Below are 15,747 nucleotides of genomic sequence, written 5' to 3'. Positions count from 1 at the left end.
CTTCCTCAGGCGAGAGGAGGCGCGGTGGTCCCCACCTGTGGCTCCTGGGCCTTGGGCCGGCGCAGCACCGAGGCCGCCACGCCGCTCAAGCCAATCAATCCCACGAGGTTGGGGAACACCTGCAAGCCATTCATCAAGTCTCCCCAGGCCCAGATGGTCTCCACCTTGCCCATGGCGCCGAAGACGACCAGGCCGCAGTAGATCCACCGGTAGGGTTTGGTGATGCGCAGGCCAAAGGCGTACTCGAGGAACTGCTCGCCGTAATACGCCCAGCCGATCAGCGTGGTGTAGCCGAACAGGAAGGCACAGAAGGCCACCACCCATCCGCCCACCGTGGGAATCGCCGTGTTGAAGGCCTGAGCCACCACCGCCGTGCTCGTGAGCCCGGACGTCCACGCGCCGCTCGCCAGAATCACCAGCGCGCTGATGGTCGACGTCACGCACGAGACGATGAACACCTCCATCACCGCCTGCAGTCCCTGCTTCACCGGTGCATCCGTCTGTGCCGTGCCATACGCCACCGCCGCCGTGCCGTACCCCGCCTCGTTGGCGTAGATGCCTCGGGCGATTCCGTAGCGCATCGCCGTCATCATCCCCACTCCGAGCGCACCGCCTCCGGCCGCCTCCATGGAGAACGCCTCGCGCAGGATGAGCGCGAACACCGACGGCAGCTGCGCCGCGTGCGTGAGGATGACGATGAGCCCTCCCGCCAGGTACAGCCCCACCTTCAGCGGCGCGAGCTTCTCGGCCGCGCGGCCGATGCTCTTCACGCCGCCAATCACCACCAGCCACGTGAGCACCGCGAGCCCCAGGCCCGAGTACAGCGGGGGAATATTGAACTGGCTCTGCCACACCACGGCGATGGAGTTGGGCTGCGTGAAGGGCGTCGTCGTGAGCGCGGCCACGCCCGCGATGACCGCGTAGAGCCACGCCAGCTTCGGCGAGCCGAGACCGTCCTTCAGGTAGTGCATGGGCCCCGCCGACAACCGGTCCCCGTGCACCTTGCGGTACTGGATGCCCAGCACGGCCTCGCAGAACTTGATGCTCGTGGCGAAGAAGCCGTACACCCAGATCCAGAACAGCGCGCCCGGCCCACCGCTCACGATGGCCGTGGCCACGCCCGCGATGTTGCCCGTACCAATCGACGCGCCGAGCGCCGTCATGAAGGCCTGGAAGGGGCTCAGCGTCCCAGCGCCGCTCGCCTGGGCTGGCACCATGGCCCTCAACCCCTCCCGGAAGCGCGCCACCTGGACGAACCGCAGCCGGATCGTCAGGAACACACCAGTTCCGAGCAGGAGGGCCATCGTCCAGGGGCCCCAGACGGCATTACTGGCTACGTCGATCGCGTTGCGGATGGGTTCGGGCAGCATGGAGTCCCGTCATAATCCCATCCGCGCCTCCGGGGCACCCACCGGATAAAGAGAGGATCATCGTGACCGCCCCCGCCACTCCCCAGGAGCTCTTCGCCCTCTGGGCCGACGTCCGCCTCCAGGGCCTCCCGCCCCCCGCGCTCGTCCGCCACCCCCACGTGCAGTCTCAGCTCCGCCGCCTCGCCGAGTCGGTGCCGGAGCTCTTCCGTGTGGAAGAGGTAGGACGCTCCGTGGAAGGACGCCCGCTCCACCTCGTCCGCGTGGGCTCCGGCCCCCGCCACATCCTCCTCTGGTCCCAGATGCACGGGGACGAGCCCACCGCCACCACGGCCCTGTTGGACCTCTTCGAGTACCTCCGTCTCCACCGCGCCCACCCGCGCGTGGCCCGGATGCTCTCCGCGCTTACCCTGCACGCCGTGCCCATGCTCAACCCCGATGGCGCCGAGCGTTTCCAGCGGCGCAACGCCCAGGGCATCGACGTCAACCGCGACGCGCTCGCGCTCCAGACGCCCGAGGGCCGTACCCTCAAGGCGCTCCGCGACAGGCTCCAGCCGTCGCTCGGCTTCAACCTCCACAACCAGAGCTGGCGCACCGCGGTGGGCGATGGCTCGCGCAGGCCCGCCTCCATCTCCCTGCTCGCGCCTCCGTTCGACGCAACGCGTGGCGACAACCCGGGCCGGGTGCTCGCCAAGAGGGTCTGCGCCGTCATCCGCGACGCCCTCGAGCCGCTCGCCCCCGGGCAGATCGGCCGCTACGACGACTCCTTCGAGGTCCGCGCCTTCGGCGACAACCTCGTGCGCTGGGGCACGCCCACCGTGCTCATCGAGACCGGACCGTGGCCCTCGGCCGAGCCCGACGAGCCGTTGCTCCGGCTCAACTTCGTGGCCCTCGTCTCCGCCCTGGAATCCCTCTCCACCGGCGCGGTGGAGCACGCGGACCTCGAGCGCTACGAGTCCATTCCCCTCAATGACAGCAAGGGCATGCTGCACCTCGTCATCCGCGGTGCCCACGTCTTCGGCGAGGCGGGAGACGCCTTCCTCGCGGACGTGGGCGTGGCCGCGGCCCAGGCGGTGCGCACCCGCGAGGGCTCGGCCTCCGTCGTGCTCTCGGGCTCCATCGAGGAGCTGGGAGACTTGCGCGTCTACGGCGCCGTGGAGGAGGTGGATGGCACCGGGCTCATCGCCGTGCCGCTGCCCTCGCGGGACGTGAGGGTGGGGGACTCGCTGCCCCTGCCGCCCCGGAGCGAGCTCTCACTCCGGGTGGGTCTGCCCGCGGAGCTGATGCTGCTGCGACAAATGGCGCTGCCCGGCAATTACCGCGTGGAGCGAATCATTCGCTACGCGCGCTGAATTCCCAACTTTCGAAAATGTGACTAAGGTGTGACCCACTTCCCAGGAGGGGTCAGCATCTTGTCTTCGCACGTTCGACTTGCTCGCGCGTGGTGTGTCCTGCTGTTGCTGCTCGGGTCCAGCGCATGGGCCCAGGGCACGGCGGTCATCACCGGCAAAATCATCAACTCGGCCGACAAGAAGCCACTGCAGGACGCGGTGGTGACGGTCACGTCTCCGAGCCTTCAGGGCGAGCAGACGGTGGTGTCCGACGTCAGCGGCCAGTACCGGATTCCGCAGCTGCCGTCGGGCAACTACACCCTCCGGGTGGATGCCGACGGCTTCCGTCCCTTCTCGCGCGGTGACATCCAGCTGCGCATCGACCGCACCATCCGCTTCAACGTGGAGATGCTGCCCGAGGGCGGTCTGAGCGAGGAGATCACCGTCACGGCCGCTCCGCCCACGGTGGACGTGGCCTCGAGCGCGTCGGGCCTGAACATCGACGCCGCCATCCTGAAGAACCTCGCGGTGAGCCGGCCGGGCTCGAAGGGCTCGGCCTCGCGCTCCTTCGAGTCGCTGGCCGAGATGGCGCCGGGCGCGCAGGAGGACACCTACGGCGTGAGCATCAACGGTGGCACCTCGCCGGAGAACCAGTTCGTGGTGGATGGCCTGTCGGTGAACGACCCGGCCGTGGGCACCATCGGCACGCCGCTGTCGGTGGAGTTCGTCAAGGAGGTCAACGTCATCACCGGTGGCTACATGCCCGAGTACGGCCGCGCCACGGGCGGCGTGATGAACGTGGTCACCAAGTCCGGCTCCAACGAGTTCCACGGCTCCGTGTTCGGCAACATGGCTCCGGGCTTCCTGCAGATGGCCGGCCCGGTCATCCAGCAGGCCGGCAGCGTCATCTCCACCCAGGGCACGCCGTGGAACCAGGGGGACTTCGGCTTCGAGGTGGGTGGCCCCATCCTCAAGGACAAGCTGTGGTTCTACGCGGGCCTGGCGCCCTCCTTCAATCGCATCCAGGTGTCGCGGCAGATCAGCGCCCTGGACATCTGCACGGCGGTGGACAAGGCGAACGGTTGCGACGCCGTGGGCGCCGCCCGTGTCGACCCGGAGACGCGCTTCCAGATCGCCACGCCCATCGAGGGCGGCCGGACGGATCGCTTCGCGGACGAGCGGACCGTGCAGTACATCGGCAAGCTGACCTACCTCTTCAACGCGGACCACAACCTGTCGCTGTCGGTGTACGGCACGCCCAACTGGTCGGGTGGCGCGGGCCGGTACGCCTTCAGCCGCGATGGCGCGGCCGAGGTGTGCAGCGGGCTGTCCTGCTCCGTCCAGGGCGCCTATGAGGCCATCGCCACCCGCCGCACGGGCGGCGCGATGGACATCGTCGCCAAGCAGACCTCCTCCTTCTTCGACAAGAAGCTGCTGGTGGACGCGACGCTTGGCTGGCACCACCAGAATGCCTCCACCCTTCCGTCGGATGGCTCGGGGCTCGGCACCGGCCAGGGGCTCTCCGCGCAGTCCAACATCGCCTGGCGGCGCACGCGCAGCGTGGGCTCGACAGTAGACCCCGTTACGGGCAACCGGGTGCCGGTGACGTTGCGCGACTACCACAGCATCACCGAGTTCGAGCAGCTCGAGGACCCCTCCGTCTGTGACTCGCCCGCGGGCATGCCCGATGGGATGTACGCGACCCGCTGCCCTGTCGCCACGTACGCCAGCGGTGGGCCCGGCACCATCAGCGTCTCGGCGCTGGACCGCTACCAGGGCAAGGTGGTGGGCACGTACCTGCTCGAGGCGCTCGGCCACCACGTCGTCAAGGCCGGCATCGATGCCGAGGGCGCGAGCTTCTACAACAAGCGCGCGCGCACCGGCGGCACGCCCTGGCAGGAGTGCACCAGCGGCGCGTGCTTCTTCACGCTCAACCAGTACGGCTACCTGAGCGGCCCGGACACCATCGTGCCGCTGCCCTTCAAGGAGGGCACCTCCACCTCGGCGACGGTGGGCGGCTTCGTGCAGGACAGCTGGTCCATCATGGACAAGGTGACGGTCAACGTGGGCGTGCGCTACGACACGCAGACCATCTGGGGCCTGGACGGCAAGATGGGCCTGAACCTGCCCCACCAGTGGTCGCCCCGCGTCGGCGTCATCTACGACTTCACCCAGCAGGGCCGCTCGAAGCTCTACGCCAACTACGCGCGCTTCTACGAGAACGTCCCGCTGGACATGGCGGACCTGTCCTTCCCCCAGCAGCAGCTGCTGACGGCCACGTACAACGCGCCCAGGTGCGATCCGCGCGACCCCGCGGACCTCGTCGAGGGGGGCGACTGCAACGTGAACTCCAACCGCCAGTCCATCGGCAATCCGGAGAACCCCAACCAGTTCTGGGGCGGCGAGGGCGGTGACCGGGTGCCGGTGGATCCGAACATCCGCGCCCAGTCCAGCGACGAGTTCGTCCTGGGCGCCGAGTACGAGGTGCTGCTCGGGCGCGTGGGCCTCCAGTACACCCGGCGCTACCTCAATGACGTCATCGAGGACATGAGCCGCGACGACGGCACCACCTTCTTCCTGGGCAACCCGGGCAAGGGCTTCTCCACGGACTTCCCGGAGGCCCGCCGCGACTACGACGCGGTGAACGCCTACTACACCAAGAGCTTCTCGGACGGGTGGCTGGCGCAGGTCAGCTACACGTGGTCCTCGCTGCGCGGCAACTACTCGGGCCTCTTCCGCGCGGACACCGGGCAGATCTCCCCCAACCTGACGCGCGACTTCGATCTGCTGTCGCTCACCGTCAACCGCGACGGCCCGCTGCCGGGTGACCGCACGCACGCCTTCAAGGCCTTCGGCGCCAAGGAGTTCCGGCTGGCCAAGGACCTGAGCCTCGACATCGGCGGTGGCTGGCGCAGCCGCTCGGGCGCGCCGCTCAACTACCTGGGCTTCCACCCCCGCCGCAGTGGCGCGGAGACGTTCATCCTGCCGCGTGGCAGCGCGGGCCGGCTGCCCTGGGTGCACAACATGGACGGCCACCTGGGCATCACCAAGAAGCTCGCGGGCAACTACGCGCTCAGCCTCTCCCTGGACGTCTTCAACATCTTCAACTTCCAGGAGGTGACGGCGAGGGATCAGGTCTTCACCACCACCCGCGTGCACCCCATCGAGCAGAACGGCAAGCCGGCGGACCTGGAGGCCTGCCGCACGGAAACGCCCAGCCCCGACTGCCGCGTCTACGTCACCACCGCGCCGCTGGACAAGCCGGTGGCCATCACCAACGCGGACATCAACCCCAACTTCAAGAAGCCCACCGCGTATCAGCCGCCCCGCTCCATCCGCTTCGGCATGAAGCTGAGCTTCTGAGAAACGCTCCTGGGAGAAACATCATGACTCTTCGACTGATTGGATTGGGCACGGGAGCGGTGCTGCTCGTCTCCACCCTGGGCGCCTGTGATGCCCAGCAGCAGGACCCGCAGTGCGTGGTGGCGCGCGCCGTGTCGGACGGCTCCACCGGCTCGTTCGCCACCAGCTATACCCTGGCTCCGGGCGAGGACGCGGCGGCCTCGTGCGCGCACCTCAAGCCCGAGGCGGTGGGTCTGCAGAAGTACTTCAGCCAGAACCCGGCCTCGACGGACAGGGACCCGAACGTGAAGGACCGGGTGGGCATCCGCTCCCAGCCCTGGTGGGTGGTGAGCAAGAAGTACACGGTGGATCCGGACGCGACGGTCGCGCGCCAGGCCGTGGGCGATCTCACGACGGACGCCCCGGGCCCGGACAACTACTGCGAGGTCCCCCGCTTCGACGGCCCGACCCGCGTGGAACTGCGCTCGGCCACCGTGGGCGAGCCGGGCCTGAGCCTCACCTACGCCTGGTCCAACGTGCGCATCTACAACACGCCGGACATCCCGGGCACGTTGTTCGTCGCGGACCTGAGCTACACGGAGAACGACTGCACGGCCAGATACAAGGTGAAGGGCATCTGGCCGGTCGTGTCCTGCGCCACCAGCGGCAAGCCGGATGAGGCGAAGTGCGACCCGAAGGCGGATCCCTCCGTGGGCCGCCTGCGCGGCTCGGGCATCAACCCGAGCTTCGCCGTGAAGTGCGATCCGGACGCGCTCATCTGCGTGCTGAAGGATCCCTCCGCCGCGTTCCCGTAGCCGTCCGCCGGAGCCTCCGCGTCCTCCCCTCGGCAGGTGGGGACGCGGAGTGCCCGCGTGCTAGTCGCAGGCCCCCCATTGGTACCGGAGGGGACTCACCCGCTTCATGCCGTCCGCCTGGGCCTCCCACAGCTCGAAACCGCCCGGGCCGAAGCGGGTGGAGAGCACCCAGTAGGGATGCCCCTCCAGCATCATCGCTCCCAACGGCTCGCGGACGTTGTCCTCCCGCTCCATCTCCTCCGAGATGACGAGGCACTCGCGCGAGGACTCGATGATGCGCATCGCCGACTCGTTCCCGCGCAGCCAGAAGAGGGACCTGCACAGGTGGGAGAGCGGCTCGGCGCCATTCGTGGCGCGCAGCTCGCGCTCCTGCCGCGCGTAGCAGATCCACTCGGTGCCGGCGACCGGCGAGCACTGCGCGCGCTCGTCCGCGGGGCGCCGGGTCTGGGTCCAGGCGGTGGAGGGCTGCTCGGCACTCGCCGCCTGGTGGCGAAGCTGTTCCTTCAGCAGCTTGAGCTCCGCGGCACTCCGCACCTTCAGGGCGTCCTTCACGGCGGCCTGGAGCTTGTCGGGCCCCTGTTGGAGGGACTGGAACTCCAGCTTCCGGGAGGCCGCGAGGCCCTCGAACACGCCCTCCGTCTCGCCCTTCACCCGCAGGGCCCAGAAGCGCGTATCGCAACCCGAGGGGAGCAGGACGGACGTCTTCTCCGTCTGGAGCGTCCGCGCCTTGGGGGTGAGGACGAACCACTGGGAGGGGGCCGTCAACGGCCCGGCGAGCGGCTCCCAGCGCCCCTTCCGGTACACCAGCTTGGGCTCGACCACCTTCTGCTCATCGCCCGAGGAATCCAGGGTCGCGAGCACCAGCTCCTTCGTCACATCCTCTTCCTGTGCGTTCTGGCCGAACAGCGGCTGGAGGTTTTCCCGGCATTGGATGAGTCCCCACTTCAGCTCACGCTGGATGTCCCCCCCGCGCTGGCCCGCCGCCGTGAGGATCGCCGCCGAGAGCTGCCGGACGACAGGCGTGGGGTGCCCGAGCAGCCGCCGCGCCTCCTCCACGGTGGCCGGGGTCTTCGCGGCGCGTTCCAGGTAGATGGCATTGCCGTCGTTGCAGGTGAGCAGGGTGGCCGCCAGGTCCGCCGCGGCCTTGTTCTTCGAGCCCAGCGCACGGAACAGCCAGCTCAGGCGATTCTCGGGGGAGCCGATCTCGGAGAGCATCTGCTCCCGCCTGGACGCGGTGATGTCCGGGCCGGGCGTGCCCAGGATGGTGATGGCGGCGTCCGGACCGAGCGCGGAGAGGGCCTGCCGCGCCGGCTCGTCCTTGTCCGACGCGTACCGGCGGAAGAGCCCGGCGGCGTCTGGCCTGGGCGGCTCCGGTTCGGCGGCCACGGCGGGGAGGCTCAGCCCGAGTGCGAGCAGCAGCGCCCGCCAGGACGGCCCGGCGGTGAATCCTCGAGGGGAAGGGGAGTGCATGAGGGATTCTTATCCCCCTCCCAACCCCCCGGGGGACTCGCCATTTTGTGTGGGATGGTGTAGGGTATTTGGTGCCATGCACGCCTACGCCGTCGAGCTGTCGAAGGAACTGGGCCTCAAGCCCGAGCAGGTGGACCGGACCCTGGCGCTGAGCGAGGAGGGGGCGACCGTGCCCTTCATCGCCCGCTACCGCAAGGAGGCCACGGGGGGCCTGGACGAGGTGCAGATCCAGGCCATCCTGGACCGGGCCGCCGAGCGCGCCGAGCTGGATGCGCGCCGGGAGACCATCCTGCGCACCATCGAGGGGCAGGGGAAGCTGACCCCGGAGCTGGCCCAGGCGATCCAGCGCGCGAAGACGCGCACGGAGCTGGAGGACCTGTACCTCCCCTACAAGCCCAAGCGCCGCACGCGCGCGGCCATCGCCCGGGAGCGGGGCCTGGAGCCGCTCGCGGACCTGCTCTGGAAGCAGGAGGCGGGGAAGAAGGACGACGTGGCCGCCCGTGCGCGCGCCTTCGTCGACGCGGGCAAGGAGGTGCCGGACCTGGAGACGGCGCTCGCCGGGGCGCGGGACATCTGCGCCGAGCGCGTGGCGGATGACGCCGGCCTGCGCCGCACCGCGCGCGAGATGTGCGTGCAGAAGGGCCGCCTGCGCTCGGCCGTCGTGGCCAAGAAGAAGGGCGAGGCCACCAAGTTCGACAACTACGCGGACCACGAGGAGGACCTGTCCAAGGCACCCTCGCACCGCATTCTCGCGCTGCTGCGCGGCGAGGCCGAGGAGGTGCTGCGCATCCAGCTGGCCCTCCCGGATGACGAGGTGAAGGGCACGCTGTCCTCGCGCGTGGTGACGAAGCCCCAGTCCCCGTTCGCCCCCGAGCTGCGCGCGGCGGTGGAGGACTCGTGGGACCGGCTCATGGGCCCCTCGCTGGAGTCCGAGCTGCGCAACGAGCTGAAGGAGCGCGCGGACCGCGAGGCCATCACCGTCTTCGGGCAGAACCTGCGCCACCTGCTGCTCACCGCGCCCGCGGGCAGCCGGCCCGTGCTCGCGCTGGACCCGGGCCTGCGCACCGGCATCAAGGCGGCCATGATGGATGGCACCGGCAAGGTGGTGGACACCGCCACGCTCTACACGGAGAAGAGCGGCAGTGAGCGCGCCGCCGCGGCGAAGCAGTGCGGGGCCATCATCCTCAAGCACAAGCCCGAGCTCATCGCCGTGGGCAACGGCACCGGCAGCCGCGAGGCGGAGACGTTCGTGCGCGAGGTGCTCAAGGCGCTCGGCTCGCAGGTGCCCGTGGTGTCCGTGAGCGAGCAGGGCGCCTCCATCTACTCGGCCTCCGAGGTGGCGCGCGAGGAGTTCCCCGACCTGGACGTGTCGCTGCGCGGCGCGGTGTCCATCGGCCGCCGGCTGCAGGATCCGCTCGCCGAGCTGGTGAAGATCGACCCCAAGAGCATCGGCGTGGGCCAGTACCAGCACGACGTGGACCAGGGCCTGCTCAAGAAGAAGCTGGGCGAGGTGGTGGACTCGTGCGTCAACGCGGTGGGCGTGGACGTGAACACCGCGTCCCCGCAGCTGCTGGAGCACGTGTCCGGCATCGGCCCCACGCTGGCCAGGAAGATCGTCTCGCACCGCGCCGCCAAGGGCCGCTTCACCACGCGCCGGGAGATCCTCAAGGTGAGCGGGCTGGGCCCGAAGACGTTCGAGCAGGCCGCCGGCTTCCTGCGCGTCCACGGCCCCGAGCCGCTCGACGCGAGCGCCGTGCACCCCGAGCGCTACGGCGTCGTGGAGCGCATGGCCAAGGACCTGGGCGTGGACGTGAAGCAGCTGGTGGGCAACGCCGCGCTGGTGCGGAAGATCGACCCCAAGCGCTACCTGGGGCCGGACCTGGGCGAGCTGACGCTCAAGGACATCCTCGCCGAGCTGGAGAAGCCCAGCAGGGATCCACGCGGCGACTTCACCGCGCCCTCCTACCGCGAGGACCTGCAGAAGCTGGAGGACGTGAAGGAGGGGATGGTGCTGCAGGGCGTCGTCACCAACGTCACCGCCTTCGGGGCCTTCGTGGACGTGGGCGTGCACCAGGACGGGCTCGTCCACGTGTCCCAGCTCTCCACCCGCTTCATCAAGGACCCCAGCGAGGCGGTGAAGGTGGGCGACCGGGTGACCGTGAAGGTGTTGAGCGTGGACCTCACCCGCAAGCGCCTCGCCCTGTCCGTGCGCGCCGTCACCGAGGGCACCTCGGGCGCGTCCGTTGGGGCTCCACGCTCCTCGCGTCCCGAGCCCGCTCCGGCGGCCAGCAAGCAGGGGGGCGTGAAGCAGGGGGGCGGCAAGGCCCCCGCTGCGGCGGCTCAGAAGCCCTCGGCCGAGCCCTTCAACAACCCCTTCCGCAATCTCAAGCGCTGAGACGAGGGCCCCGCCGCCGGGCCCCCCAATCGCGCCGGGCTCGTATATCCTGGCCTCCCCGAATTCGCGGGAGTGCCATGAAACGACTGCTGCCAGGAGTGATCGGCCTCGCGCTGCTGTGTTGCGGCGTGGCCGCGGCGCGGGACAAGGACCCCATCGTCCTGGGTCTGCACGCGGACATGAGCTCCGGCTCGGCCCTGGCGGGCGAGGCCCTCCGCCGGGGGGCGCTGCTCGCCATCTCGGAGATCAACGAGCAGGGGGGCCTGCTGGGAGGGCGGAAGTTGGAGCTGGTGGTGAGGGATCACCACGGCGTGCCCGCGCGGGCCACGGAGCAGCTGCCGGAGCTCGCGAGCACGCCCCACCTGGTGGCCCTCCTGACGGGGCTGCACGGCCCGCCCGTCGTCCAGAACCTGCGCTACATCCACGAGCACCAGCTCATCGTCGTGAGCCCCTGGGCGGCCACCACCGGCGTGGTCCACCACGACTGGTCGCCCAGCTACACCTTCCGCGTCTCCGTGAATGACTCGCAGATGGCCGAGTACCTGGTCGCGCAGGCGCTCGCGCGGGGCCACAAGCGGCTCGGGCTCATCGCGGAGAAGACCGGGTGGGGCCGCAGCAACGACAAGGCCATCACCGAGGCCCTCGCCCGGCGGCACCTGGCGCCCGTGTCCGTGCAGTGGATCAACTGGGCGGACGCGGATGGGGAGGAGCAGCTGGCCGCGGTGGAGCGGTCGGGGGCGGAGGCCCTGCTGCTGGCGGCCAACGCGCCCGAGAGCGCCGCCGTCGTGAAGGCCCTGATGCGCAGGCCCGCGGACAAGCGGCTCCCCATCTACGCGCATGGCGGCATCAGCGGACCGGACTTCGTGCGCCAGTCGGGAGCGCTGCTCGCCCAGGTGGACCTGCGCGTGGTGCAGACCTTCTCCTTCATCGGCAACCCGGGCGCGCGGGCGAAGGCGGTGGCCGCGAAGTACCACGCGCTGTTCGGCACCCGCTCCGAGGAGGAGATCTTCGGCCCGGCGGGCACGGCGCAGGCCTATGACGCCGTCTGGCTGATCGCGCTCGCCATCCAGAAGGCGAAGTCCACCGAGCGGGCCCGGGTGCGCGAGGCGTTGGAGCGCCTGGGCCCCTACGAAGGCCTGGTGCGCACCTACCAGCCCGCCTTCACCCCCGCCCGCCACGAGGCGCTGAGCCCGTCGGACTACAAGCTGGCCACCTTCAACCCCCGCGGCGTGCTGGTGCTCGCCCATCCGTAGGAACCCCCCACCGTGAATCTGCTCCGGAGCTTCCAGGGCAAGCTCCTCCTCTTCTTCCTGCTCATCGACGTGGTCATGGTGGGCTTCCTCGTCGCCACCGTGTCGCGCGGCGCGCGCCAGGCGCTCGAGACCGCGAGCCGGGAGCACCTGCTCGAGCTGGCCCGCTTCGCCTCGGACGGCATCGACGAGCAGCTCCAGTTGCGGTGGAACGCGGCGCATTCGCTCGCCTCCAACCCCTTCATGACCAACAGCGTCATCGATACGCTGGGCCGCAGCGACTACCTCGAGCCCCTCATGCAGCGGCTGAGCCTGCCGGGCAAGGGCGGGGAGGAGAGCGATCTCTGGCTGCTGGACTTCATGGGCCGTGTCATCGCCCGCAACGGCCGCAGTGAGAGCGTGGGCTCCTTCGCGCAGGAGCCCTGGTGGCCGAAGGTCCGCGAGGGCGAGCCCCAGGCCCTGGTCACCTCCGAGGCGGGGGTGCCGCACGTGCTCTTCGCCTTTCCCGTCATCTACCAGCGGCACACCGAGGGGGCCCTGGTGGCCCGGTTCGATCTGTCCTTCGTGGGAGGAGGCGCCGCGCGCCAGGGGCTCGAGGTGGTGCTGATGGACGGGGAGCGGCTGCTGGATGGCCACCTGCCACCCCAGGTGATGGCGGCGCTGAAGCCGCTGTCCTCCGGGTCCGGCGGGAGCAACACCGCCCTCATCGACGACACGTTCTACCTGGTGGTCCCGGTGGAGGGCTTCGCGCGGGCGCATGGCTTCGGCTGGTCCCTGGTCCTCTCCGTGCCGGCCGAGCGCATCTCCGGTCCGGTGGAGGTGTTGCGCCAGCGGATGATCCAGGGCGGCGTGGTGACGGCGGTCTTCCTCATCCTGCTGATTTTCTGGCGCACCCGGCTGCTGATGCGGCCGCTGCAGCAGCTCCAGGTGTCCATGCGGCGCATCATCGACGGGGGAGACCTGAACGAGCGCATCCAGGTGCGCACCGGGGACGAGCTGGGCGCCATCGCGGGCACCTTCAACCTGATGCTCGAGCGGCTGGCCCACCGGGGCGCGGAGCTGGAGCGCTCGCGGGAGCACCTGTCGCTGCTGGCGCAGATCACCTCCTCCTCGCCCAACGCCATCCTCATGGTGGGCGCGGAGGGCTGGGTGCTGGTGTGCAACGAGGCGGCGGAGAAGCTCTTCGGGTGGCCCCGGCTGGAGATGCTGGGGGCGTCCTTCCTGGAGCGGATGGTGCCCGAGGAGTCGCGCGAGCTCGTCCTCGGCCTGATGGAGCGCGCCAGGGCGGGCGAGTCCGTGGAGGCGGAGCTCTCGCTCGTCACGCATCAGGCGGGAGCCATCCCCGTGCAGCTGGCGATGTCGCGGGTGCTCGACGCGGCGGGGGAGGTGCTGGGGCACGTGTGCATCGCGAGGGACATCCGCGAGGTGAAGCGGCTGCGCGAGTCGCTGGTGCAGTCGGAGAAGATGGCGGCGGTGGGCACGCTCGTGGCCGGCCTGTCGCACGAGCTGAACAATCCGCTCGGCATCATCCTCGGCTTCGCGCAGGCGCAGTTGATGCGGCCCACGCTGGACAATGGGGCGCGCACGGCGTTCGAGTGCATCGAGACGCACACCCAGCGCTGTGCCCGGCTGGTGCGCACGCTGCTGGACTTCTCGCGCAGGAGCGGCCCGGCCCGGGAGCGCATCGAGGTGGGGCGCATGCTCGAGCACGTGTACGAGCTGGCCAGCGGCCAGGCCGAGCGGGGGCAGGTGCGGTTGAGAATCATCGAAGCCCCGGCGGACCTTCCCGGGTTGGAGGCCAACGTGCCGGAGATGGAGTCGGCGTTGCTGAATCTGGTGGGCAACGCGTTGGATGCGACACCGCCGGGGGGGACGGTGTCCATCGGGGCGCACGTCTCTCCGGCGCGCGATGGCATGGAGTTGTTCGTGACGGACACCGGGAGCGGCATGGCGCCGGACGTGCGCCAGCGCATCTTCGATCCCTTCTTCACCACCAAGCCGGTGGGACAGGGGACGGGCCTGGGTCTGTCCATCACCCGCAGCATCGTCGAGTCGTACGGTGGCCGCATCGACGTGGAGACGGCCCCCGGTGCCGGCACCACGATGAGGTTGTGGTTCCCGGTGGCGCCGGTGCACCCCACGGAGGTGTCCGCGTGAGCTCCCCCATGCCTGAGCAGATCCTCGTCGTGGACGATGAGCGGGACATGCGCCTGCTGCTGCGCTACCAGCTGGAGCAGGAGGGCTACGCCGTCACCGAGGCGTCCGACGGCAAGGCCGCGCTGAAGCTCCTGCGAGAGTGCGCGCCCGGGTTGATCATCACCGACGTGCGCATGCCCTTCATGAGCGGGCTGGAGCTGCTGCGCGAGGTGAAGCAGGTGCTGCCCGCCACCGAGGTCATCGTCGCCACGGGTTACGCCGAGGTGGAGACGGCCATCGAGTGCATGCGGGCCGGGGCGTTCGATCTCATCCGCAAGCCGTTCAACATCCACGAGATGTATGCGTGCGTCACGCGCGCGCTGGAGCGGTACCGGCTCAACGCCTCGGCGGACCTGGTGCGGGCCAGCCAGTCCTTCTTCGAGACGAACGAGTTCGACCGGATTCCCCAGGCCATCGTGGAGGGGAGCCGGACGCTGATGGTGGCGGACGCGGTGGTGCTGATGATGCAGGAGACGCAAGGGCGGCTCCACGTGGCGCACGCGTGCGGCCTGTCCTCGGAGGAGGAGAGCGGGCTGCTGTGCGAGCTGGGCGAGCGGGTGGTGCGGGCGCTGCCCTCGGACAGGACTCCGGCGCTGGCGGCGCCCGGCCTGGAGGATCGGCGGCTCGGCTCCATCCAGGCGTTGGGGAGGGGGGCCTCGGTCATCCTCCATCCCCTGTTGGTGGGGGAGCGGGTGCTGGGGGTGCTGGCCATGATGCGCAGGGATGGGCTGCGCATGTTCGGCAGGAAGGAGATGGATCGCGCGGCGATGCTGGCGAGCCACGTGGTGCTGGCGCTGGAGAACGGGCGCCTGGCGTTCCAGCTCGCGTCCTCCGAGCGGCTGGCGACACTGGGGCAGGTGGCGGCCGGCATCGGGCATGAGATCAACAACCCGGCGGCCTACGTGCTCAGCAACCTGGGCTACATCCACGAGCAGGTGGTGGCGTTGCGCCAGGGCGAGCCAGTGGACCTGCGGGAGCTGGAGCAGGCCGTGCTGGACGCGCGGGAGGGCGCGCACCGCATCAGCGACATCGTCCGGGACATGCGCTCGCTGGGGAAGACGGATGCGGAGGCGGGGGGGTGGTTCGAGCTCAACGAGGCCATCCGCTCGGCGCTGCGCATCGCCCGGCTCGAGACGATGCGGCAGGCGAGCGTCGAGACGGAGCTGCCGGGAGGGATCGAGGTGAAGGGGAGCCCGGGCCCGGTGTCGCAGGTGTTCGTGAACCTGCTCGTCAACGCGGCGCAGGCGCTGGAGGCGGGGGAGGGGCCGCGCAAGGAGATCCGCGTCACCGCCCGGCGCGAGGCGGACATGGCCGTCATCGAGGTCAGTGACACGGGGCCTGGCATTCCGGCCGAGGTGCTGTCGCGGCTCTTCCAGCCCTTCTTCACCACGAAGGGCTCGACGGGGACGGGACTGGGGCTGTCCATCAGCCGGAACATCGTGCGCCGGCTCGGGGGAGACCTCTCCGTGCGCAGCGTGCCGGGGCATGGGACGGTGTTCACCGTCTCATTGCCGGCGCGTCCGGTGGAGGGGGAGGCGCAGGTTCCGGTGGTGCCAGCGCGCTCAGCGGGTTAAGGCTGGC

The 15,747-nt window shown here is 69.9% G+C and carries 9 protein-coding genes; 7 read left to right on the top strand and 2 right to left on the bottom strand.

Annotation, left to right across the window (positions count from 1 at the left end):
* Positions 1–5: 5 nt before the first annotated feature.
* Entirely contained in the window at positions 6–1,370 is a 1,365-nt protein-coding gene (locus tag AC16DP_RS28170; protein WP_329728260.1) for an alanine/glycine:cation symporter family protein, read from the bottom strand.
* A 62-nt stretch (positions 1,371–1,432) separates the two neighbouring features.
* Between AC16DP_RS28170 and AC16DP_RS28165 the strand changes: the two genes are divergently transcribed.
* From AC16DP_RS28165 to AC16DP_RS28155, 3 genes are read left to right on the top strand one after another with little or no spacing between them, the layout of a single operon-like run.
* The gene (locus AC16DP_RS28165) at positions 1,433–2,719 is read left to right on the top strand and encodes a M14 family metallopeptidase (protein WP_329728259.1); all 1,287 of its coding nucleotides are present in this window, start codon (positions 1,433–1,435) and stop codon (positions 2,717–2,719) included.
* Positions 2,720–2,779: 60 nt separating this feature from the next.
* The gene (locus AC16DP_RS28160) at positions 2,780–6,061 is read left to right on the top strand and encodes a TonB-dependent receptor (RefSeq protein ID WP_329728258.1); all 3,282 of its coding nucleotides are present in this window, start codon (positions 2,780–2,782) and stop codon (positions 6,059–6,061) included.
* Positions 6,062–6,084: 23 nt separating this feature from the next.
* Positions 6,085–6,855, top strand: coding sequence for a hypothetical protein (locus AC16DP_RS28155; protein WP_329728257.1), 771 nt, complete (start codon positions 6,085–6,087; stop codon positions 6,853–6,855).
* A gap of 60 nt (positions 6,856–6,915) precedes the next feature.
* Here the strand turns inward: AC16DP_RS28155 and AC16DP_RS28150 are convergent, their stop codons facing one another.
* Entirely contained in the window at positions 6,916–8,325 is a 1,410-nt protein-coding gene (locus AC16DP_RS28150) for a hypothetical protein (RefSeq protein ID WP_329728256.1), read from the bottom strand.
* A gap of 76 nt (positions 8,326–8,401) precedes the next feature.
* Here AC16DP_RS28150 and AC16DP_RS28145 point away from each other — a divergent pair, with 76 nt between their 5' ends.
* The 4 genes from AC16DP_RS28145 (at position 8,402) to AC16DP_RS28130 (ending at position 15,740) form a co-directional block, all read left to right on the top strand.
* The gene (locus tag AC16DP_RS28145; protein ID WP_329728255.1) at positions 8,402–10,720 is read left to right on the top strand and encodes a Tex family protein; all 2,319 of its coding nucleotides are present in this window, start codon (positions 8,402–8,404) and stop codon (positions 10,718–10,720) included.
* 77 nt (positions 10,721–10,797) lie between these two features.
* A complete protein-coding gene (locus tag AC16DP_RS28140) occupies positions 10,798–11,973 on the top strand; it encodes an ABC transporter substrate-binding protein (RefSeq protein WP_329728254.1) in 1,176 nt (391 codons plus the stop codon).
* Between the two features lie 12 nt (positions 11,974–11,985).
* A complete protein-coding gene (locus tag AC16DP_RS28135; protein ID WP_329728253.1) occupies positions 11,986–14,127 on the top strand; it encodes a sensor histidine kinase in 2,142 nt (713 codons plus the stop codon).
* Between the two features lie 8 nt (positions 14,128–14,135).
* A complete protein-coding gene (locus AC16DP_RS28130) occupies positions 14,136–15,740 on the top strand; it encodes a response regulator (RefSeq protein ID WP_329728252.1) in 1,605 nt (534 codons plus the stop codon).
* Positions 15,741–15,747: the final 7 nt, after the last annotated feature.

The organism is Archangium sp. (assembly GCF_057119385.1).
Note: the sequence above shows the minus strand (reverse complement) of the source record. Positions and strands in the feature narration are given on the sequence as shown.